The organism is Asanoa sp. NPDC049573 (assembly GCF_040676615.1).
GTDB lineage: Bacteria > Actinomycetota > Actinomycetes > Mycobacteriales > Micromonosporaceae > Asanoa.
This window is the reverse complement of the sequence record NZ_JBFAPI010000002.1, coordinates 561844-584076: the sequence shown is the minus strand read 5'-3', so window position 1 is coordinate 584076 and position 22233 is coordinate 561844. Positions and strand designations below refer to the sequence as shown.

Genomic DNA, 22233 nt, shown 5'->3' with positions numbered 1-22233 from the left:
GTCAGGCTCGGTGGTTGTGAGCTGCCACTCAGGAGATCGCACGTAGTCCACGGATCACCCGCCGAATCGTCTCGGGGTCGCGAGGGTCAGCGACATCAAGCGTGTGTACGTCCAGGTGGCCGGTCGCCCGAAGGTCTCCGACCAGCACCCGGGTGACCCCGAGGTGCATGCGCAACCGCGCCGATATCTCGGCCACGGACATCGGTGCGGCGCACAGCGCCACGATCGCGTGCAGTTCGCGCGCGCTGCTCGGCAGGTGGGTACGCGGTGGTCCGTCGTGGACGGTCACCTGCGTCTCCATGCCGATCGCGGGATCGACGCCGACCACCCGCCCCGACGTGAGCACGAACGGCCGCAGGGCCGCCGACGGGTCGTCGTCGGGTGGTGTCCCGCCACCCTCCCCGCCGGCCAACCCCGCCTTCAGGTACGGGCGTACACCCGTGCCTGGTTCGGGGTCGTGCACCGGGGTCATGACTGCACGGAGTTCTTCAACTCGGCGATCAGACGCGGCGTCAGCGCGCCACCGGCCCGGCTCGCGAACAGCGTCATCTCGTAGGCCAGCGTGCCCAGGTTGGCCGACCGGTCGGCGATCACGCCGAGCACCGAGCCGCTGCTGATCGAGGTGATCAGCAGGTAGCCGTCGGCCATGTCGACGATCACCCGGTTGAGGCCGCCCAGCGAGTACCAGTTTGCGGCACCACCGGCCAGGCTGGTCATGCCGGAGACGATCGCGGCCAGCCGTTCGGCGTTGGCCCGGTCCTTGATCGCCGACATCGCCATCAGCAGGCCGTCGCTGGAGACCGCGATGGCCTCCACGACGCCCGCGGTGCCTGAGGTGAACGAGTCGAGCAGCCAGTTGAAGGTCTGCGCCTCCTGGCTGAGCTGGCCGTTGGACACGTCCGCATCAGCGCGCTCGATGCTTTCGTGGATGTACGGGCTGGTCATCGTGTTCCCTCTTCGTCGCGGAGGCCGGCACTGATCTGGCGCATCGCCCGTGCCACACCGGATTCGAACTGTTGGACCAGGTCGCGGGCGGCTTCCGGGTCCAGTGGTTGGTCAGACGTCTGGCGCTCGGTGGAGACCGCCTGATCGTCGAGCGTGGCGCCGGGTTGGCGCCGGCTGAGCGGGCGGCCCGGTGCGGCCGTCGCGGTGCCGCGGCTGGTGGCCTCGGTTGCCGTCCTGCCGTTGGCTGAGCCGTTGACGGGCAGGGGCCGCGCGCCCGGCACGGCGCCGCCGCGGACCTGCCGCTCGGCATAGCGGACGCCGGCCTCGAACTCTTCGACCAGGGCGCGGGCGGCGGCCGGGTCGGCCGGCGAGGGCGGTGCCGAGGTCGGCGTCGACTCGGCCGCGCCGTCGGTCGGCAGCTTGGCGCCCGGCACCCGGCGGCGGAGCACCGCCTGGGTCTCCTCGTCGGAGAGTTCGGGCTTGGGCTTGTCGGCGGCCTTGCCCGGCTTGGCCGGCCTGCCCTTGGCCAGCGGGCCGGGCCGGGCGGCGGCCGCGGCGGCCGCGGCCGCCGCAGCGGTCGGCGTCGTGGGGGTCGTGGCGGTCGTCGGGCTCGCCGGGGTCGTCGGGGTCGTCGGGGTCGCCGGGGTCGTGTGGGTCGTGGCGGTCGTCGGGCTCGTCGGGGTCGTCGGGGTCGGCCTCGCCGGCCTGATCGGCGGGTTCGGGCGGTCCGTCGGGGCCGGGCGCTGGTTGACCGGCTCGTCGACCTCGCCGGCGATGCGCGGCTGGGGCACGAACGCGTTCCACGGCTGCCCGTTGGCGAGCATCCGGCTGGCCCGGCTGAGCGCCGCCTCGTCGAAGCCGGGCGAGTTGCCGTTGGGGCCGCCCGGCCGGCGGGTCGGTGCTCCGGGCCGGCGGCCCGGCGGCTGCTCGTCGGTGGCCTCGGGCGTCTCGTCATCCGCCGGTGCGGGCTTCGTGCTCGGCGGCTCGGTGCGTCCGGGGAGCCGCTGCCGGATCGGCCACTCGGGTGCGGCCGTGGCCGGCGGCGCCGGGGCCGGGGCCGCGGGCGCCTCGGCGTCGGCCGGCGCCGAGGCGGCCGGCTGCGCGGGAGCCTGCTGCGGATCCGCGGCACCGGCCGGTGCGGGTGCCGGCCCTTCGGCCGGTGCCGCGGATGATGCACCGCGCCCGACGCCGGCGCGGCGGTCGGGCCGGAACGGGTCGTAGACCGCGGCGGACGAGCCGTCGCCACCGATCACCGCGGGCGCGGCGGGCGACTCGGGCCGGACCTGCTCGGGAGCGGCCACCCGGGCCCGGGCGATGGCCGACCGCGGCGGCACCTCGGCGTCGGTGACCAGGTCGCGCTCGTGCACCTCGAGTTCGGCCGTGACGCCGCCGCCGGGTGTCGTGCTCAGCGTGACCCGCATGCCGTGCCGGCGGGCCAGCCGGCCGACCACGAACAGGCCGAGCACCTCGGTCGGCACCAGGTCGAGCCGCTCGCGCCGGGCCAGCCGGGCGTTTTCCTCGGCCATCCGCTCGGCCGACATGCCCAGCCCGTGGTCGACCACGAGCAGCCGGATGCCGGGATCGCTGACCACGCCGGTGACGGTGACCCGGGTGTGCGGCGGCGAGAACGTGGTCGCGTTCTCCATCAGTTCGGCCAGCACCAGCACCAGGTCGCCGATCATCGACGGTGCGATGCTGATCTCGGTCGGCACCTTGATGTCGACCCGCAGATAGTCTTCGATCTCACCCAGCGCGAGCCGGATGACGTCGGTCAGCGGCAGCGGGGCGACGTGGCTGTCGGCGCCGGCCGAGCCGGAGAGCACGACCAGGCTGCTCGCGCTGCGCCGCAACCGGCTGGAGATGTGGTCGAGCCGGTAGAGGTGCTGCAGCCGGCCCGGGTCGGCCTCCTGCCGCTCCAGCCGGTCGATCAGGGCGAGTTGGCGCCCGACCAGGTTCTGGGTGCGGCGGCCGACGTGGCCGAACATCTGCGCGACATTGCGCCGGCCGGCGACCTGCCGCTCGACCAGCCGGGCGGCGGTGGCCTGGACGCGCTCGAACGCGCGGGCCAGGTCGCCGACCTCGTCGCGGGCGCGCACGTCGACGGCTTCCAGCCGGACCGGCACCGACGAGTCGAGCTCACCGTCGGCCACCTTGGTCAACTCGGCCTCGGCGATCTGGGCGACGTCGTCGGCCGACTCGGTGAGCCGGGTCAGCGGCCGGACGACCGCGCGGGCGACCGCGACGCTGAGCAGCACGACACACAGGAGCAGGAGCAGACAGGCCAAGCCGACGCCGTACGCCTCCGTCAGCGCTCTGTTCTGCCGGTCGCCGACCTCGGCCTTGACGTCGGCGACGATCCGTTTCTCGACGAAGGTGCCGAGCGTCATCAGCGACTCGGCCAGCGGGAAGAGCGTCGGCAGCTTGATCTTCGCCAGCGCACCCACCGGGTCCTTGGCCAGCTGGCCGAGGAAGTCGCCGCTGGTGCTGCGCGCGTCGACGCCCTGCTGGACCAGGTCGTAGACGCCGTTCTGCTCGGGCGTCGCGTAGGCGCGGAACCGGTCGACGTCTTGCAGCAGGACGGCCATCGTCGGCACGGTCATGGTCGAGATCAGTGAGGGCACCGCCGCGGTCGGGTTGGCGTCGCGGACCGCGGTGAGCAACACGATCTGGGTCGCGACCAGGCTGATCCCCTCGTCGGAGCGGAGCACCGAGTCGAGCGCCATGACCTGTCGGCCCTCGGGGGTGGTGGTGTCGGCCTTGTCGCGCAGCCGCAGCGAGTTGATCAGTCGGGTGATCTCAGTGCTGAACGTCGGCAGCAAAACTTCCGGCCGGGCCTCGCCCTTGAGCACCGAGGCGCGGATGGTGGCCAGCGCGGGCAGCGCGTCGAGCGAGACCTGCAGCTCGCCCGGCAGCCCGCTGACCGCGCGCAGGTCGGCGGCCGCGTCGGCGACCTGCGCGCTCTGCAGCACCAGCCGGTTGCGCTCGACCACCCCGAACAGGTAGCCGATCGAGAGCATCCGCTCCTGCTGGAGGTTTTGCACGAGCGAGCCGACCTGGCCGGCGACCTCAACGGTTTCGGCGGTCCGGTCGGCCTGGTTGGCGATGGAGACCCGTTCGCCGACGACGGGCACGGCCAGCGCGATGATGCCGAGGAGTGGCGCGATGAGCAGTAGCGCCAGCTTTCCGCGGATGCGCAGCCTACCGAGTAGCACCGGATCGCTCCCACTGTGTGGCGTGCTGTTGCGACGCGTCCTGGTAGGGCGCGCCGGTGATCGGCGCGACCGTCGGCCACGACGTGGCCCGATCCGGCGGCAGCGCGTCGGGGTTGGCCGGCCCGGCCTCCGGGAACGGGCCGGTCGGCCGCGCCGGCCGCTGGCGGCCGCCGAGGAAGTAGGCGAGGAAGAACCCGACCGCCAGGAGCACCGCGACGACCGCGGCGCCACCGGTCAGCAGCCGGTTTCGGTCGATCGCGTCGGAGCGCGTGTTGAGCAGCCGTTCGACCTCGTTGAGGATCGTGCTGGACAGCTCGCCTGCCGCGGCCTGCAGGCCGGCGCGGGCGCTCCCGATGAGCGACTCGTCGGCGGCCGGCTGGCTGCCGTCACTGCCCGCGGCGGCGGTGGCGGCCTGGGAGAACGACGCCACGACCACGTCGGCCGTGCGCTGGTAGCGGTCGAGCCGGCTGAGCAGGTTGCCGCCCAGGGTGCGGCTCTCGGTGCTGTCCACCGCCGCCCGCAGGTCGTCGACCAGCTTGTCCGACGCGTTCTGCACCGTCGCCCGCTGCGCGGCCAGCTCGGAGACCAGCGTGAACAGTTGCTGCTGTGAGGCCGCGGTCGGCGGCTTGCCGGCCGTCGCCTTGCGGGCCGCGACGCCGAGCACCGCGGCGTCGGCGAGCCGGCCCGTCGCGATGACCGCGATGGGGAGTTCGGTCGCCGCGCTGCTCTGGAGGTGGAACGCGTCGGCGTCAGGGTCGTGGGACAGACCGGACTCGTCGCGCACCTTCGCGTAGAGGGCCAGCAGTAGGTCGCCGACCTCCCGGTAGGCGGCGACGGTCTGGGTCGGGTCGGCGGCGGGCGGCGCGGCGCGCAGGGTCTCCAGCCGGCTGCGGATGCCGTTCCACCGGTCGGTCGTGTGCAGCCGACCGCCGAGCCGGGCATCGGTGGCGTCGGCCTGTTGCACCGCGACGACGATGGCGTCCCGCGAGACCGGCTTGTTTTCCACCGTCGCCGACTGGGCGTCGACCACGGCGAACGCGACCTGTTGAAGGGTGCGCAGGTAGGCGACACCGTCGAGTTCGCGGGCCGTGGCGGCGGCCCGGTCGCCCTGGGCGCGCCAGTTCTGCGCGAACAGCACCCCGGTGGGCACCAACAGCGCGACGACCAGGATGGACAGCAGCACGGACAGCGCTCCCGAGCGGGCCCGGGAACGCGGTGCGGAACGTGTCATCGGCAACCCCTCCACGAAGTGGTGGCACGGGCTGAAGAGTTGCCCCGGCCGTCCCGTCCACCGGACGGAGAAACTAGTAGAGGGGCACCCAGGGAGGCCCAAACCGAACAGCCATTTCTGCTTCATCCGTCGGTTTCTATGGCCCTGTGTGATGGATCATGAAGCGAAACACCACGCTCCGTAACTTGCTCCACGTTCATTGCCCGCTCGGCGTCAATCGTCGGATTTCGCGGGATTAGCACGTGTCCCACGAAGCGGCTGCGCACCGAACTCAGACAATGCTCAGCGTCCTCGCCGTACCTTTGGCGGCATGTCACCACCGCTGTCCCGTCGCATCCGTCGCCGCCTGGTCGCGGGCGGCGCCGCCCTGCTCGTGCTCGCGGGCGCCGTGCTCTGGGCCGTCTGGCCGGACTCGCCCGACTACCGCACGCAGGACACCCGGATCACGGTGCGGTCCGGCCCGCGCGGCGACGAACCGGTCGACCTGGACACCCGGTTGTTCCTCCCGGACGGCGCCTCGGCGACCGACAAGGTGCCCGCGGTGCTGCTCGCTCACGGTTTCGGGGGCACCAAGGAGAGCACCTACGACGACGCCGAAGACCTCGCCGGGCTCGGCTACGCGGTGCTGACCTGGACGGCGCAGGGCTTCGGCCGCAGCGGCGGGCAGATCCACCTGGACAGTCCCGATTACGAGGTACGCGACGCGCAGCGGTTGGTCGACTGGCTCGCCGCCCGGCCGGACATCCGCACCGACGGGCCCGGCGACCCCCGGGTCGCGGTGGTCGGCAGTTCCTACGGCGGCGGCCTGGCGTTGCTGCTCGCCGGCCAGGACCAGCGGATCGACGCCGCGGTGCCGATGGCCACCTGGAACGACCTGGCCGGCGCGTTCCTGCCGGAGTCGACCGGGCGCGGGCCCGTAAACGGCGTCTTCAAGAAGACCTGGGCCGGTCTGTTCTTCGGCAACGGCGCCAGCCCGGCCCTGGATCTGGGCGCCGCTTCCCCGGACCTCGCCGCCGCGGCCGCCGGCGCCGACCCGTCCTGTGGCCGGTTCGCGGCCGACGTGTGCGCCGCCTACCAGCGGATCGCCACGGCCGGGCGGGCCGACCAGGCCGCCGTCGACCTGCTCCGCCGGTCCAGCCCGGCGACCGTGCTCGACAAGATCAAGGCGCCGACCCTGCTGGTGCAGGGCACCGCCGACACGCTCTTCCCGCTCAGCGAGGCCGACGCCAACGCCCGTGGCATCGCGGCGACCGGCACCCCGGTGCGGGTCGCCTGGTTCACCGGTGGCCACGACGGCGGCGACGGTCCGCAGTCCGACCAGGATCGGGTCCGCTTCCTGATGGCGCAGTGGCTCGACCACTACGTCAAGGGCACCGGCGACGCGCCGGCGACCAGTTTCACCTGGTCGCGGATCACCGGCTTCAACGCGCTCGACCGGGGCGTGGTGACCAGCGGCTACTCCGACCCGGCCTACCCGGGCCTGGCCGGCACCTCGACCTCGACGGTGACCGTGGCCGGTCCGGCGCAGCAGGTGGCCAACCCGCCCGCCGGCAACCCAGCCGCGATCTCCTCGCTGCCGGCCGCCGGCGGTCTCTCCTCCTTCGTCAACGGCGTGGTCACCGACCTGCCCGGCCAGCACGCGCGGTTCACCTCGGCACCGTTGGAGCAGCCGGTCGACATCGTCGGCGCGCCGACCGTACGGATCCGGGCCGCGTCGCCGACCGGCGAGGCGGTGCTCTTCGTCAAGCTCTACGACGTCGACCCGGGCGGCGGGGTGGCGACGCTGTCCAGCGGGCTGATCGCGCCGGTCCGGCTGACCGGGCTGCCCGCCGACATCGCACAGGCCCAGCCGGTCCCGGTCACCCTGCCCGCGATCGTCCACCGGGTCGAGGCCGGGCACACCCTGCGGATCGCGGTCGCGACCTCCGACCAGGCCTTCGCGACGCCGAACCAGCCGGCGGTCTACACGGTCGCGGTGCCCGACGACGCCACCGCGGTCACCCTGCCGACCGTGGCCGGCTCGCCGATCGCCAGCCCGCAGGTGATCTGGCGCTACGTGCTGCTCGGCCTGCTGGTCGCGATCGTCATCGGGCTCGTCGTGGTGTTGCTGGTGGTCCGGCGGCGGCGCGGCCGGCACGACGCTTCGGTGCATCCCGAGTACGCGGACGTGCCGCTGCGGGTCGACGGGCTGCGCAAGGAGTACGGCGACTTCGTCGCGGTCGACCGGGTCGACTTCGAGGTGCGGCGCGGCCAGGTGGTCGGCCTGCTCGGGCCCAACGGTGCCGGCAAGACCACCACGCTGCGGGTGCTGATGGGCCTGACCAACCCCACCGCCGGCCAGGTGCACGTGTTCGGCCACCCGCTGGTGCCCGGCTCGCCGGTGCTCTCGCGGATCGGCGCGCTGGTCGAGGGGCCGGGCTTCCTGCCGCACCTGAGCGGCCTGGCCAACCTGCGGGCGTACTGGGCGGCCACCGGGCGGCCGGAGGCCGACGCGCGACTCGACCGGGCGCTGGAGATCGCCGGGCTGGGCGAGTCGGTGCACCGCCGGGTCAAGACCTACAGCCACGGCATGCGGCAGCGGCTGGCGATCGCGCAGGCGATGCTCGGCCTGCCCGAGTTGCTGGTGCTGGACGAGCCGACCGACGGGCTCGACCCGCCACAGATCGCCGAGATGCGCCGCGTGCTCAAGCGCTACGCCACCGACGGGCGGGCCGTGCTGGTCTCCAGCCACCTGCTGGCCGAGGTCGAGCAGACCTGCACCCACGTGGTGGTGGTCAACAAGGGCGCGATCGTCGCTTCGGGCCCGGTCGACGACATCGTCGGCGAGTCGCCGACCGTGCAGATCGAGGTCTCCGACGCGGGCGCCGCGGCCGACGTGCTCGGTCAGCTCGCCGGCGTCCGCTCGGTCTCGCTCGACGGCGACCCGCGGCAACTCGTGGTCGACACCAATGGCACGGCCCGCAGCGAGGTGGTGGCCGAGTTGGTGCGCGCCGGCATCGGGGTGGAACGGGTGGTGCCCCGGCGCCGCCTCGAAGACGCGTTTCTCGCCCTGGTGGGGGAGAGCTCTAGTGGAAGCGGAGACCGCTGATGGCAACCGACCTGGAAGCTGGCGCGGCGGCCGGTTACCGAGCGTCCCGCACGATGCCGATCCGAGCGGAATGGCGACGGCAGTGGTCGCGTGCGCGTACCCGATGGGCCCTGGGTCTGATGGTCGCCCTGCCCTTGATCATTCTGGTGGCGTTCCAGTTCGACAACGGCGGTGATGACAACGGTGGCGGCGAGTTCGGCAGCCTGATCGACCTGGCCACCTCCGGCGGCCTCAACTTCACCCTGTTCTGCCTCTACGTCTCGGCCACCTTCCTCCTGGTCGTCGCGGTGGCGTTGTTCTGCGGCGACACGGTGGCCAGCGAGGCGCAGTGGGGCAGCCTGCGCTACCTGCTGGCGGTGCCGGTGCCGCGCGCCCGTCTGGTGGCGGTCAAGCTGGTCGTCGCGCTCGGCTATTCGGGGCTGGCGTTGCTGGCGCTCGCCTGCACCGGGCTGGCCGTCGGCACCGCCCGCTACGGCTGGAAGCCCCTGCAGAGCACGGTCGCCAACGAGATCGCGGCGGGCCCGGGCCTGGTCCGGCTGCTGGGCATCCTCGGCTACCTGGCGGTGGTGCTGCTGGTGGTGGCCGGGCTCGCGTTCCTGCTCTCGGTGTCGACGGACGCGCCGCTGGGCGCGGTCGGCGGCGCGGTGCTGCTGTGGATCCTGTCGAGCATCCTCGACCAGATCAGTGCGCTGGGCGCTGTGCGCAATCTGTTGCCGACCCACTACAGCACGGCGTGGCTCGGGCTGCTGTCGACACCGGCGCAGTTCGACGACATCGTGAAGGGCGCGATATCGGCGATCGTCTACGCCACGCTGTTCTGGTCGCTGGCCTTCTGGCGGTTCACCCGCAAGGACGTGACTAGTTGACCTTGTGAGGCGTGGTTCACACGTTGGGAAGGGACAGGCCTCCATCCGGCCGGAGGCCTTACCCTGGAGAGCACAACTGAATACCTCATCCAGAGGGGCTGAGGGATACGGCCCGACGACGCCCCGGCAACCACCGCCGACGACTCATTGAAGAGCCGCGGTGCGCAGGTGCCAATTCCGTCCCCCGTCGCATGGTGCGGCGCGGGAAAGATGAGAGGACCCTCCCTCATGACGTCGATCATCGACGAAACAGCCTCCCCGGTTGCCGACAGCCCCGCGCGCGCCCTGGTCTGTCGTGGCTGCGGCGCGGAGTTCCCGCTGGCCGCGCAGCACGCCTGCTACCAGTGTTTCGGCCCGCTCGAAGTGGCCTACGACCCCGCCGCGCTGGCCCGGGTCACCCGCGCCCAGATCGCCGCCGGCCCGCAGAACATCTGGCGCTACGCACCGCTGCTGCCCACCGGGCAGGACCCGGCTAGCCGGGTCACCCTCAACCCGGGCCTCACGCCGCTGGTCAACGCGCCGGCCCTGGCCGCCGAACTCGGCATCAGCGCGCCGTTGTGGGTCAAGGACGACAGCGCCAACCCGACCCACTCGTTCAAGGACCGGGTCGTCTCGGTCGCCCTGACCGCCGCCCGCGGCCTCGGCTTCACCCGTTTCGCCTGCGCGTCGACCGGCAACCTGGCCAACTCGGTGGCGGCACACGCGGCCCGCGCCGGCGTCCCGTCGATCGTGTTCATCCCGGCCGACCTCGAGCCAGGCAAGATCATTACCACCGCGGTGTACGGCGGAGACCTGGTCGCCATCGAGGGCTCCTACGACGACGTCAACCGGCTCTGCAGCGAGTTGGTGGAGACCGACGAGTTCGAGGACACCGCGTTCGTCAACGTCAACGTGCGGCCGTTCTACGCCGAGGGCTCCAAGACCCTCGGTTACGAGGTGGCCGAGCAGTTGGGCTGGCGGATCCCGGCGCAGGTGGTCATCCCGATGGCCAGCGGTGAGCTGCTCACCAAGATCGACAAGGCCTTCACCGAACTCGTAGAGATCGGGCTGGTCGACGCGCCGGCCGGCGGGTGGCGGGTGTTCGGCGCGCAGTCGGCCGGCTGCAACCCGATCGCGACGGCACTGCAGAAGGGCACCGACGAGATCATCCCGGTACGCCCGACCGGCATCGCGAAGTCGCTCAACATCGGTGACCCAGCGGCCGGGCTCTATGCGCTCGAAGCGGTGAAGCGCACCGGCGGGTGGATGGACTACGCCGACGACGACGAGATCCGCGCGGCGATCCAGTTGCTCGCGCGTACCACCGGCGTGTTCGCCGAAACGGCCGGCGGCGTCACCACCGCGGTACTGCGCAAGTTGGTGGAGTCGGGACGGCTCGACCCCACCGCCGAGACGGTCGTCTTCAACACCGGTGAGGGACTCAAGACGATCGATGCGGTGGCCGGCCAGGTTGGACCCACCCACCGCGTCAAGCCGTCGCTTCGGGCTGCCCGGGAAGCCGGTCTGCTCGGCTGACAGGCCCGTTATCCAGGATGGACTCATCCATTCGGGTGAGGCACCATGTTCGCACCGTAGCGGTGAATTTGCCGTCCGTCGAGAAAACATGTCCGCAGGGACTTGACGACCATGACGGGAATCTCGCAGGATGCTCCGTGCGGGAGGGCGAGCCGCCGTAGACTTTTGAAGTTCTAGCGACCCAGCGCCGGAGGCGTTGTGCGACCGCCCTTCCGACCAAACGTTGTTGAAGGCCCCGTCCAGCTGTGGACGGGGCCTTTAAATTCGCTCGCGTCGTGACGCTCGGTTGGGCACGCTGGCGGGCATGAGCATCGTGGTGACTCCGCTTCCGGCGACCGACGAGGTCGGCGCCCGGCACGCGCTCGACATCAGGTCGCGCAGTGACGCCGCGGACCTGCCCGACTTCCCGCCGACCGACGAGCGCCACTTCCTCATGTCGCTGCGTGACCCGTGGCCGGGCCAGCACAAGGCCAACGCCCTGGCGTGGTTCGACGGCGTCCCGGCGGGCTTCCTCGAGCTCGACCTGCCGTTCCTGGAAAACACCGCCACCGCCGACCTGCGGCTCGACGTCCTGCCCGAGTTCCGGCGACGCGGCGTCGGCCGGGCCCTGCTCGACTACGCGGAGCAGACCTCCCGGGCCGACGGTCGCAAGCACCTGATCGGCACCACGGTGTGCGCGCTCCCCGGCGGCGTCCCGCGGCCGGTCGACGGCGACGAGTTCGCCCGCGCCCGCGGCGCGCAACTCGCGCTGACCGACGTGCGGCGCCGGCTGACCATCGAGTCGCTCGACCGTGCGGCGCTCGACGCGATGGTCGAGGCGGCCTGGCCGCACGCCGCGGGCTACAGCCTGGTCCGCTGGCGTGGCGCGGTGCCCGACGAATACGTCGCCGACATCGCCTACCTCGAGGGCCGGCTGATGTCCGACGCCCCGCTGGGTGACCTCGCGCTGGAGGGGCAGAAGATCGACGAGGCGCGGTTCCGCGAGCAGGAGGCGGCCCGCGAGCGCCGGGGCCGGCGGGTCTACACCACCGCGGCCCGACACGACGCCACCGGCCGGCTGGTCGCCCTGACGGCGCTCGACTTCGCCGAGAGCATCGACTGGCATTGCTGGCAGCAGATCACCCTGGTCGACCCCGACCATCGCGGCCACCGGCTGGGCGCGCTGGTCAAGGTGGAAAACCTGACCACCGTGCTGTCGTCGGAGCCCGCGCTGCGGGTGATCGACACCTGGAACGCCGCCGTCAACTCCCACATGATCGCCATCAACGAGGCGATGGGCTTCCGACCCGTCGACGAGTGGCACAACTGGCAGATATCCCTCTGAGGGTTCCCCAGCAGGCATGATGGCTGCATGACGGAGACCCCGCACCCCTGGTTCGCCAACCACGCCGAGACGCTCGAGCGCGCCGCGACCGCGATCAAAGAGCGCGCCTACTGGTCGGCCTACCCCGAGTCGCCCAGCCCGCGTGTCTACGGCGAGACCGCGGCCGCCGAGGGTGAGGTCGCGTTCCGCGGCTACCTCGACGCCAAGTTCCCGCTCGACCAGCCGGGCATCACCGACTGGGTGGCCACCGAGCGCAGTCCCTTCGGCGTGCCGCTCGACGTGTCCTACCCACACGTCGAGCCGTCGACCCTGATCGAGGCCGCGACGGCGGCGCTGCCCGCGTGGCGCGACGCCGGCCCGCAGACCCGCGTCGGCGTCTGCCTCGAGATCCTCGCCCGCCTGCACGCGCACATCTTCGAGCTGGCCAACGCGGTGCAGTTCACCAGCGGCCAGGCCTTCGTGATGGCCTTCCAGGCCGGCGGCGCACACGCCCTCGACCGCGCGCTGGAGGCGCTCGCCTACTCCTACGCCGAGATGACCCGTCACCCGGCCACCGCGGGCTGGGAAAAGCCGGCCGGCAAGGGCGACCCGCTGCGGATGACCAAAACCTTCCACGTCGTCCCGCGCGGCGTCGCGCTGGTCATCGGCTGCAACACGTTCCCGACCTGGAACTCCTACCCGGGCCTGTTCGCCAGCCTGGCCACGGGCAACCCGGTCATCGTCAAGCCACACCCCGGCGCCGTGCTGCCACTGGCGATCACCGTGCGCTACGCCCGGGCCGCGCTCGAAGAGGCCGGCTTCGACCCCAACCTGGTCCAGCTCGCCGCCGAAGCACCCGGCGAAGGCCTGGCCAAGACCCTGGCGCTCGACCCGGCCGTGCGCATCATCGACTTCACCGGCTCGACGGAGTTCGGCGACTGGCTGGAGGCCAACGCCCGCCAGGCGTCGGTCTACACCGAGAAGGCCGGCGTCAACACGATCGTGGTCGACTCGACCGACGACTTCGCCGGCATGTGCCGCAACATCGGCTTCTCGCTCACCCTCTACAGCGGCCAGATGTGCACCACACCGCAGAACATCCTGGTCCCGGCCGCCGGCATCGAGACCGACCAGGGCCACAAGACCTTCGACGAGGTGGCCCACTCGATCGCCGCGGTGGTCGCGAAGCTGACGGGCGACCCGGCCCGCGCCGTCGAACTGACCGGCGCGATCGTCAACGAGGGCGTCCTGACCCGACTGGCCGAGGCAGCGACCGTGGGCACCGCCGTACTCCCGTCGGCGCCGGTTACCCACCCGGCGTTCGCCGAGGCCGTGGTCCGCACCCCGACGGTGGTCGCCCTGACCGCCGCCGACGCGCAGACTTATGGTCGCGAATGGTTCGGCCCGATCACGTTCGTCATCGCGACCGACTCGACCGAGGCGAGCATCGACATCTTCCGCTCAACGGTCCTGTCCAAGGGCGCCCTGACGGCCGCGGTCTACTCCACGGACGAGGCCGTCCTCTCGGCGGTCGAGTCGGCGTCACTGGACGCGGGCGTGCATCTGAGCTGCAACCTGACCGGCGGCGTGTTCGTCAACCAGTCGGCCGCGTTCTCCGACTTCCACGCGACAGGCGCGAACCCGGCGGCAAACGCCGCGCTGACCGACGGTGCCTACGTCAGCAACCGCTTCCGCATCGTCCAGTCCCGCCGCCACACGGCCTGACCTTCAGGCGACCCGCCCCCGGGCCGGGCGTCCAACACGACGCCCGGCCGGTCCGCGCGCCCGGCTGCCTCATCGGGCGTGTCCCGCCGCGCCGGTATGTCTGTTCGCGGCGTACATGTTTTCGCATGTGGCTACACGCGAAAACATGTACGGCTCGCGGAGCCCCGTGCCGACCCGGTGTTGTCAGGCCGCCGACACGAGGTCGGACGCGCGCGTCGCATTCCTCATGTGAGCCATGGCCATGCGGCGTGCGGGGCGTCCGCACTCACCTGCCGGAAGGCCCGGTCAGGCCCGGCGGCGCATCTGCAGTTCGGTCATGGCGGCGGTGGTGGGGTGGGGAAGGCGTACGCCGGTGTCGACGAAGCCGACCCGCTCATAGGCGCGGACCGCCCGGTCGTTGCCGACCACGACCTCCAGCATCAGGTCCGGGCGGCCGGCCGCGCGCGACCAGGCGCTCACCGCCGCCGTCAACGCCGAGATCAGGCCCTTGCCGCGCCAGGCCGGCGTGACGTACACCGCGAAGATCACCGTTACGCCGGGCTCGTCGGCGATCGCGGTGCCGCCGGCGTGTGCGACCACCCTGTCGTCGACGACGGCGATGAACTGGGCCACCCGGTCGCCGGTGGAGTTCTCGGCGATGCGGGCCGCGTACTCGGCGTGCGGGCGGGCCGCGGCCTGGGCCAGGGTCTCCAGGAACGCCAGCGGGGAGTCGGCGAGCATCTCCAGGCGCAGCGCGCGGGTGCGGGCCGCGTCGGCCGGGCGGACCCGGCGGACCTCGACGGACGCGGGCAGGCGGCGGGAGTCCAAGGCCGCGGTCATCTGGCGCTCACGTAGACCCAGGCCTGGGCGCCCGACACCAACGGCAGCAACTCGCGGCGGTAGTCGTCGACCTCGTAGCCGTCGGCGGCGACCAACTCCGCGTCCGTGATGTCGAAAACCATGCCGGCGACCTCGTCGACCGGGTTGCCGGTCGGTGCGACCACGGGGTGCTGTGCGGTGCCGCTCAGCGCGACCACCGCGGCGTCGGTGATCTCCAGCAGGGTCATCCGGTAGCCGGGCAGCGCGTCCTCGCGGCCGTGCAGTTCCCGGCCGAAGTTGGCGCGCTGGACCGCCGGGTCGCGCAGGGTGCCGTAGGAGAAGAGCAGGGGCATGGGTGCGATCCTGCCGGGCCGCCGAGCCGACCGCGGCGTCAGGGGGACGGCGACGCCAGGCGGGTCGAGGGGGCCAGCAACTGGGCGCCGACCGTCTGGCAGGTGGCGGCGCCGTAGTCGAAGCCCAGGCTGCCCGGATAACGCACCAGCACGCCGATCGCCCACTGATCGGAGACCGCCAGGCATGCCATGTGCCAAAGGCCGTCCTCGTCGCGAAGCAGCCAGCCGTTCTTGATCGCTACTTCCGACGCGGCCGGTTCCGGTAAGGCGCGGCGGACACCGAAATCGCCGGTTCCGCGTACGCCGCGCATCTCCGATAGAAGCCATGGAGTCCAGCGTTCGCCCGCCGCGCGCCCGTCGGCAATGCATGATGCAAGGCGCACAGTGTCGCGGGCCGAGATCAGCGTGTTGCTCCAGTTGTTCTCGTGCGCCTGGCTGTCGGTGAGGCCGCATATTTCGATCATGCGCAGGATCGAGTCCCGGCCGCCGGCCAACTCGTAGACCGCGATCGCCGCCGCGTTGTCGCTGTCGCGGATCATGACGGTCAGCTGGCCCAAACGAAAACCCGAAGGCTCTTCGCCTTTCTCTGCGGAAAGTCGCAAATAATCCGCGGCCAACCACGCCTTCACCATCGACATCGTGTCGCTCGGTTCGGCCATGTTCGGCGACCCCGTGATGCGCCCGTTCTGCCGGTCGAGAAGGGCCCAGGACAGAAACCCGTCCACGGGTACGTCGACCGCCCCGACCCGCAGCGCGTGCGGCCGGGCCCGGTCGGCGCCGGGCGACGGTCGTTTCGCCGCGGCGACCGTGACCTGCTGCTTCGGCGTCACGTAGTAAACCGCGACCGCCGCCGCGGCGGTGATCAGCAGGACGGCCGCCAGGACCGGGAGCGCGTTCCGCCGGTGGGACCGGTGCCGGCCGGGCTGCGCGCCGTGTCTGCCTCGCAACACGTTCGGTTAACGAGCGAGCGGTCTGTCCGGGCGCTCAGGGTGTCCATTTTGGGGTAGTGCGCGGTCGTCACTCCTCGTGTACCTTACGATTTCGGCCGCAATGTTCGAGGGCTCACCTACACCCGCGAATGGGCGGTCTTGGACCGGCAGGCGCATCAAAGGTTAGGAAGTGCACCGTGGCACAGGGCACCGTCAAGTGGTTCAACAGTGAAAAGGGCTACGGTTTCATCGCGGTCGATGGGGGCCAGGACGTGTTCGTCCACTTCTCCGCGATCGAGATGGACGGCTACAAGTCTCTCGACGACGGCCAGCGCGTCGAGTTCGAGATCGCGCAGGGTCAGAAGGGCCCGCAGGCGGAGCAGGTTCGCCTAATCGCTTGAGCGAAGTCAAGCCGGGCACCCCACCCGGGTCCTCGACGACCTAGCGCCGATCCCGCTAACGGGGTCGGCGCTGCTCTGTCTTTACATCAGTGCACTTCCCATCTATTCGCGACTTTGCGCATTGCGGACAGCGATGCCTTTCAACCATTGACGAGTCATAAAACGCCACACCGGGTACGAGCGGCGCCGCCATGATCATCTAGGCCGCGCCGCGCCCGCCCGCGGGGCCGACTCGCTTGCACTCGCCTGGTCCGAGTGCTAAACAAGTCATTGGCACTCGCCAACCGTGAGTGCCAATGGTCGGGGCGGTGAGGCCACCGCCGGTGCCCTACAGAGACGGGCGCGGCATGGGGCCGGTCGTCGCGGGCTATCCGGCCCGGCCGGCGGACGTCACTGTCGCCAGGTAGTGACGTCCGAAGGTGCGTACAACAGGCGGTTCTCCGTGGCCGACCAGGCTGCGGCGACCGTGAGTGTCCAGGAGGACAACGCCGTATGGCCAAGATCATTGCGTTCGACGAGGAGGCGCGCCGCGGCCTCGAGCGGGGTATGAACACCCTCGCCGACGCCGTAAAGGTGACGCTCGGCCCCAAGGGCCGCAACGTCGTGCTCGAGAAGAAGTGGGGCGCTCCCACCATCACCAACGATGGTGTGAGCATCGCCAAGGAGATCGAGCTCGAGGACCCCTACGAGAAGATCGGCGCTGAGCTGGTCAAGGAGGTCGCCAAGAAGACCGACGACGTGGCCGGTGACGGCACGACGACGGCGACCGTCCTCGCCCAGGCGCTGGTCCGCGAGGGCCTGCGCAACGTCGCCGCCGGCGCGAACCCGATGGCCCTGAAGCGGGGCATCGAGGCCGCCGTCGCGCGCGTCGCGGAGGAGTTGGCCAAGATCGCCAAGGACGTCGAGACGAAGGAGCAGATCGCCTCCACCGCCTCGATCTCCGCCGGTGACACCAGCGTCGGCGAGATCATCGCCGAGGCGATGGACAAGGTCGGCAAGGAAGGCGTCATCACTGTCGAGGAGAGCAACACCTTCGGCCTCGAGCTCGAGCTCACCGAGGGCATGCGCTTCGACAAGGGCTACATCGCGCCTTACTTCTGGACCGACCCGGAGCGTATGGAGGCCGTCCTCGACGACCCCTACATCCTGATCGTCAACAGCAAGATCTCGTCGGTCAAGGACCTGCTCCCGATCCTCGAGAAGGTCATGCAGGGCGGCAAGCCGCTGCTGGTCATCGCCGAGGACGTCGAGGGCGAGGCCCTGGCCACCCTGATCGTCAACAAGGTCCGTGGCACCTTCAAGTCCGTCGCCGTCAAGGCCCCGGGCTTCGGTGACCGCCGCAAGGCCATGCTGACCGACATCGCGATCCTGACCGGTGGCCAGGTCGTGAGCGAGGAGCTGGGCCTCAAGCTCGAGGCCGTCGGCCTCGACATGCTGGGCCACGCTCGCAAGGTCGTGGTGACCAAGGACGAGACCACCATCGTCGACGGTGGTGGCGACCAGGAGCAGATCCAGGGTCGGGTCAACCAGATCCGTGCCGAGATCGAGAAGAGCGACTCCGACTACGACCGCGAGAAGCTGCAGGAGCGCCTGGCCAAGCTGGCCGGCGGTGTTGCGGTCATCAAGGTCGGCGCGGCCACCGAGGTCGAGCTCAAGGAGCGCAAGCACCGCATCGAAGACGCGGTCCGCAACGCGAAGGCCGCCGTCGAAGAGGGCATCGTCCCCGGTGGTGGCGTCGCGCTGGTGCAGGCCGGCAAGACCGCCTTCGACAAGCTCGACCTGGTCGGCGACGAGGCGACCGGTGCGCAGATCGTCAAGATCGCGCTCGACGCCCCGCTGCGTCAGATCGCCGTCAACGCCGGCCTCGAGGGTGGCGTCGTCGTGGAGAAGGTCCGCAACCTGGAGACCAACCACGGCCTCAACGCCGCGACCGGTGACTACGTCGACCTGCTCAAGGCCGGCATCATCGACCCGGCCAAGGTGACCCGTTCGGCGCTGCAGAACGCGTCGTCGATCGCGGCCCTGTTCCTCACCACCGAGGCTGTGGTGGCGGACAAGCCGGAGAAGGAGAAGGCCCCGGCTGCGCCGGGCGGCGGTGACATGGACTTCTAAGTCCATCGAGCACAACCACGAAAGGGCGGTCCGCGCGAGCGGGCCGCCCTTTCGGCTCTCCGGCCTACCGCCGGCGCTGGTTCCGGCGCTTGTCCGCCCGGCTCGTCAGGGACCGCACCGGAAGATCAACACCAAGATCGTCCGCAAGGTCACCCGGAAGCTCGGCAGCGAGGTCGCCGTCTGAACCGCCGGGAAGTCGGGCGGCGAGGTCGTTCGGAAGGTCGTCCGCCGCGGGCCGGTCGCCGGACGTGCCGGGACCGGAGGGCTCCGCGGTCGGCTCGTCTTCGAGGGTCATGCCGGCACGTTAGGGGTTGGCATGCCATCCCGCCGGGGAATCGCGACACAATGCACCGCGCGAGCTACATATCTTCCAGCTCCGGGCCCTTGGTCGCGGCGGCCGTGCTGATCAGCACCACCGGGCGCAGCCCACCGGTGCCGACCGAGCGCGCCTCCACCGGGGCCGCGACCCGATGGTCCTCCTCAGGGGACAGCGCATCCATCGTGCAGTGGAAATGCGTACCAAACACGCTAAATACGCATCATAGTTGCCGGCGGTAGAGGAAGAAGACCCGCTCGATCCGTGCCCCGGAGTTCGCCGAATAGAACGGGACCGGCCCGACCCAGCCGATCTGCGCCGAGGAAAGACCGGCGGAGTGCTGCTCCTGCAGGCACCGCCGCAACAGCACGCCGCCGACACCGAGCCCCCGGGCCGCCGCGGCGGTGCCCATCGGCCCGAAATACGACGGCCGCGAGGACCCCCAGCACGCGAAGCCGAGCACCGAACCATCGCGCACCGCGAAGTGGATGCCGGCCGACTCGCTGATCTCCGCACCCCACCCGAGCCCGAAGTGCTCCTGCGCGAACTCCACGAGCCCGGGCACGTCGGCGGTTACCGCCCGGCGCACCGCCACCCCGGCCGCGGCGAGCCGCGCCTCCGCCGGCGCCGTCGACTCCAGCGCCAGCGAGCCGGGCGTCAGGTCGGCCGTCATGTTCCACGCCACCGACTCGCGCGCGTACCCGCTCGCCTCCGCCAGGCACACGGCCGGCGTGTAGCGCACGTCGATGCCCGGCCACGCGTACACCGGCGCGTTTCCGACCAGCGCCACCGCGCGGGCGCCGAACCCGGCCAGCGCCGACTCGACGCGGGCCAGCAGCGCGCGGCCGATACCGTGCCGCCGGTGGTCGGGATGCACCGCGATCAGGTCGACGTGCCCGACCGAGGGGTCGCGGAAGCCGGTCGACCCGAGCACGACGCCGACCACGTCAGACCCGGAAAGAGCGACCCATCCGGTGGTACGCCGTTCGCCGGCCGAACCCGGAAGCGGGCCGGGATGCCGCAGCCGCCCGACGATGACCTCGGCCTCGGCGGCGTCGTCCGCGAGGTCCAGCGCGACCTGGCACAGCGCCACGACGCCAGGGACGAGGTCGGGGCTCAGCGAAGCGAGCTCGTAGGGATGATCCACGAGCGGAGGCTACCCGGCCGCCGCCAGCGCCGCCGATGCGTCGACCAGCCCGGCGCCGGCCGCCTGGGCCGGCGTGCACGGCCCGACGTCGCCGACCTGCACCGGAGCGGCCGTGCTGCGCAGGATCTCCCGGGTCTTGGCGACATCGCCGACCAGCGCGGGCCGCGCCGACCACAGCAGCGCCACCACGCCCGCGACGTGCGGCCCGGCCATCGAGGTCCCGGTCAGCGCGCCGTAGCGCCCACCGGGCAGCGCCGAGACCACGTCGACCCCGGGCGCCACCAGGTCGGGCTTGTCCGGCCCGCGGCTGGAGTGGTCGGCCAGCGTGCCGGACGAGTCGACCGAACCAACCGTGAACGTCTCGGCGTAGGTCGCCGGCGGGTCGGTGACCGAGCCGCAGGTCGGGCCGGTGTTGCCGGCCGAGGCGACGACGAAGATGCCGGCCGCGTCGAGGGCGTGCACCGCCGGCTCCAGCGCGCGCCGGTCGCAGCCCTCGATCCGCGGGCAACCCCAGGAGTTCGTGAGCACCTGCGGGGCGCGCGCCGGCCGGCCCGCCGTGAACGGGTCGCCGCCGGCCGGGAACGGGGCCAGCATGAACTGCAGGCAGTCGAGATAGCGGGCGGGGTTGCCCATGTTGCGGGCCAGGTTGACGCAACCGACCCACTGCGCGCCCGGCGCCACCCCGACTCCGGCGCCGACCGCGGTGGCGAGCGTGTGTGTGCCGTGGAAGCCGGCGTCGGTCGGCGCCGTCGTGCCGTTCCACGGGTCGAACCACGAGTCGTCGCCGCCGCGGAAGCCGGGCGCCAGCGCCGGGTGTGCACCGTCGGCGCCCGAGTCGGAACTGCCGATCACGATGCCCTTCCCGGTCACGCCGTCGGCCCATGCCTCCGGTGCGTGCACCTGCTCCAGGTTCCACCGCGGGCCCGACAACGCCACGCCGGGAGTGTGGATCGACAGCGCGGGTGCCGGCAGTGGTCGCAGCACCTGGTCGACCAGCACCCGGTCGACGTCGGCCCGGCGGGACAGGAACTCCCTCAGCACCGGGCCGCCACCGTGCACCTCGATGCCGTTGACCAGGTAGTAGGGCGTGTAACGCAGGTGCCACCGGTCGAGTTCGTGGCGCAGGCCGGCCTGGGTGCGATCGGCGTGCTCGACCAGCCGGCGGTAGACCTCGGTGGTGCGGGCGGTCAGCGCCGCCTGGCCGGTCCCCGCCGGCAACCCCGACAGGTCGGCCTGGCTCGACAGCACCACGAACAGCCGCTCGCCCGCGAAGCCCGGCTGCCCGGGCCCGAGGTAGGCCACCAGCCCGCCGAGGGCCAGCACTCCGGCCAGCGTCGCGGCGACCGGGCGGCGCACCGCCACAAAGCGCAGGCCCAGGCCGTACGCCATGGCGACGAGCACCCCGATGACGAGTGCGGCGCCGGCGGCGATGGCCGCCCAGAAGGGCGCGTCGCGCCCGGCGAGCAACAGCGTCGTCTCCTCGGGGTCGACGAACGCCAACGGCCCGACCACCGCGAAGCCGACGAGCCAGGAGACCGGCGGATCCCGGAGCGCGGCCAGCGCGAACCCGACCAGCGGCAGCCCGATCAGGACCGCCAACTGCGGGCCGCTGTGCCCGACGCCGGCACCGAGCAGGGCGAGCGCGACCGCCGCCCGGGGACCGCCGACCCAGATCACCCGGGCCCGGCTCCACCCCGCCATCGACTCCCAGAACCGCGGGCCGAGCAGCGCCGCGGCCAGCCGCCCGACCGCGGCCGCCGCCAGCACCGCCAGCACGGTCTCGAGCACGCCGCCCAATGCGCCAAGCACCAGCCAGGGCGCCAGCAGCAGCACCCCGCCGGCCACCCCGAGCAGGACCGAAGCCGACCGGCCCGGCCGGCCGACCAGCGCGGTCAGCGCGAGCGCCACCACCGCGAGCAGGGTCAGATAGAGCTCGTGCTGCGCGACGGGGACGATCCGCAGCGCGGTCAACACCGCGAGCAGGGCCGCGCCCGAGAACCAGGCGCGTCCGGCGGCCCGGCCGGCCGCGGTGACTGGCAACACGGCGGCCAGCAGGGCCGGCACGCCCATCAGCAGGAAGCCGAACACGCCGACCGCCGGCCAGGTCCACACCGGCAGCGACCACGCCGTCACGAGTTGGAGGTGGTCGAGCAGATAGCCCAGGCCCTGGGTGGCCGCGGTCGCCAGGACGATCCAGCCGCCGGCCACGATCGCCGCGAGGATGCCGAGCCAACGCGGCGGCGCCGGGCGATCAGCGGGGGCAGCCATGCGCGCCAGCGTAAAGCCCGGCGG

The 22233-nt window shown here is 71.8% G+C and carries 18 protein-coding genes and 1 riboswitch; of the genes, 7 read left to right on the top strand and 11 right to left on the bottom strand.

The annotated features are described in order from the left end of the window. Nucleotides 1-28: 28 nt before the first annotated feature. From AB0J74_RS06360 to AB0J74_RS06345, 4 genes are read right to left on the bottom strand one after another with little or no spacing between them, the layout of a single operon-like run. Nucleotides 29-472 (bottom strand): DUF742 domain-containing protein, encoded by a 444-nt coding sequence (locus AB0J74_RS06360; RefSeq protein ID WP_363445269.1) that lies wholly within the window; start codon nt 470-472, stop codon nt 29-31. Then, complete coding sequence (locus AB0J74_RS06355) at nt 469-945, bottom strand: roadblock/LC7 domain-containing protein (protein ID WP_363445267.1); 477 nt, start codon at nt 943-945, stop codon at nt 469-471. Before AB0J74_RS06355 ends, AB0J74_RS06360 begins: the two co-directional genes overlap by 4 nt. Continuing rightward, on the bottom strand, nt 942-4157 hold the full coding sequence (locus AB0J74_RS06350; RefSeq protein WP_363445265.1) for a nitrate- and nitrite sensing domain-containing protein: 3216 nt from the start codon (nt 4155-4157) through the stop codon (nt 942-944). The genes AB0J74_RS06355 and AB0J74_RS06350 overlap by 4 nt, the downstream gene beginning before the upstream one ends. Then, nucleotides 4144-5388 carry a hypothetical protein gene (locus AB0J74_RS06345; RefSeq protein WP_363445263.1) on the bottom strand — a complete coding sequence of 415 codons (1245 nt, stop codon included), beginning with the start codon at nt 5386-5388 and terminating at the stop codon, nt 4144-4146. Before AB0J74_RS06345 ends, AB0J74_RS06350 begins: the two co-directional genes overlap by 14 nt. A 310-nt stretch (nt 5389-5698) precedes the next feature. Between AB0J74_RS06345 and AB0J74_RS06340 the strand changes: the two genes are divergently transcribed. The 5 genes from AB0J74_RS06340 (at nt 5699) to paaN (ending at nt 13885) form a co-directional block, all read left to right on the top strand. Further along, a complete protein-coding gene (locus AB0J74_RS06340) occupies nt 5699-8476 on the top strand; it encodes an alpha/beta fold hydrolase (RefSeq protein WP_363445261.1) in 2778 nt (925 codons plus the stop codon). Then, nucleotides 8476-9342 carry an ABC transporter permease gene (locus tag AB0J74_RS06335; RefSeq protein WP_363445258.1) on the top strand — a complete coding sequence of 289 codons (867 nt, stop codon included), beginning with the start codon at nt 8476-8478 and terminating at the stop codon, nt 9340-9342. The genes AB0J74_RS06340 and AB0J74_RS06335 overlap by 1 nt, the downstream gene beginning before the upstream one ends. 82 nt (nt 9343-9424) lie before the next feature. After that, nucleotides 9425-9559, top strand: a riboswitch (SAM riboswitch). 11 nt (nt 9560-9570) lie between these two features. After that, nucleotides 9571-10857, top strand: a complete 1287-nt coding sequence (gene thrC / locus AB0J74_RS06330) for a threonine synthase (RefSeq protein WP_363445256.1) — start codon at nt 9571-9573, stop codon at nt 10855-10857. A gap of 304 nt (nt 10858-11161) precedes the next feature. Beyond that, a complete protein-coding gene (locus AB0J74_RS06325) occupies nt 11162-12181 on the top strand; it encodes a GNAT family N-acetyltransferase (RefSeq protein ID WP_363445254.1) in 1020 nt (339 codons plus the stop codon). Nucleotides 12182-12208: 27 nt separating this feature from the next. After that, nucleotides 12209-13885 (top strand): phenylacetic acid degradation protein PaaN, encoded by a 1677-nt coding sequence (paaN, locus tag AB0J74_RS06320; protein ID WP_363445252.1) that lies wholly within the window; start codon nt 12209-12211, stop codon nt 13883-13885. A gap of 285 nt (nt 13886-14170) precedes the next feature. Here the strand turns inward: paaN and AB0J74_RS06315 are convergent, their stop codons facing one another. From AB0J74_RS06315 to AB0J74_RS06305, 3 genes are read right to left on the bottom strand one after another with little or no spacing between them, the layout of a single operon-like run. Then, entirely contained in the window at nt 14171-14704 is a 534-nt protein-coding gene (locus tag AB0J74_RS06315) for a GNAT family N-acetyltransferase (RefSeq protein WP_363445250.1), read from the bottom strand. Next, nucleotides 14701-15036 carry a gamma-glutamylcyclotransferase family protein gene (locus AB0J74_RS06310; RefSeq protein ID WP_363445248.1) on the bottom strand — a complete coding sequence of 112 codons (336 nt, stop codon included), beginning with the start codon at nt 15034-15036 and terminating at the stop codon, nt 14701-14703. Before AB0J74_RS06310 ends, AB0J74_RS06315 begins: the two co-directional genes overlap by 4 nt. Nucleotides 15037-15074: 38 nt before the next feature. Further along, a complete protein-coding gene (locus AB0J74_RS06305) occupies nt 15075-15866 on the bottom strand; it encodes a serine hydrolase (protein WP_363445246.1) in 792 nt (263 codons plus the stop codon). Nucleotides 15867-16162: 296 nt separating this feature from the next. Here AB0J74_RS06305 and AB0J74_RS06300 point away from each other — a divergent pair, with 296 nt between their 5' ends. Beyond that, the gene (locus tag AB0J74_RS06300) at nt 16163-16366 is read left to right on the top strand and encodes a cold-shock protein (protein ID WP_116068170.1); all 204 of its coding nucleotides are present in this window, start codon (nt 16163-16165) and stop codon (nt 16364-16366) included. 492 nt (nt 16367-16858) lie between these two features. After that, a complete protein-coding gene (groL, locus tag AB0J74_RS06295; RefSeq protein ID WP_363445244.1) occupies nt 16859-18478 on the top strand; it encodes a chaperonin GroEL in 1620 nt (539 codons plus the stop codon). A 64-nt stretch (nt 18479-18542) separates the two neighbouring features. Here the strand turns inward: groL and AB0J74_RS06290 are convergent, their stop codons facing one another. The 4 genes from AB0J74_RS06290 to AB0J74_RS06275 all read right to left on the bottom strand — a co-directional run bounded on the left by AB0J74_RS06290 (nt 18543) and on the right by AB0J74_RS06275 (nt 22209). Then, on the bottom strand, nt 18543-18773 hold the full coding sequence (locus AB0J74_RS06290; RefSeq protein WP_363445242.1) for a hypothetical protein: 231 nt from the start codon (nt 18771-18773) through the stop codon (nt 18543-18545). Nucleotides 18774-18837: 64 nt separating this feature from the next. After that, entirely contained in the window at nt 18838-19005 is a 168-nt protein-coding gene (locus AB0J74_RS06285; protein WP_363445240.1) for a hypothetical protein, read from the bottom strand. A gap of 12 nt (nt 19006-19017) precedes the next feature. Further along, entirely contained in the window at nt 19018-19941 is a 924-nt protein-coding gene (locus AB0J74_RS06280; RefSeq protein ID WP_363445238.1) for a GNAT family N-acetyltransferase, read from the bottom strand. Between the two features lie 9 nt (nt 19942-19950). Then, nucleotides 19951-22209 (bottom strand): S8 family serine peptidase, encoded by a 2259-nt coding sequence (locus AB0J74_RS06275; protein WP_363445236.1) that lies wholly within the window; start codon nt 22207-22209, stop codon nt 19951-19953. Nucleotides 22210-22233: the final 24 nt, after the last annotated feature.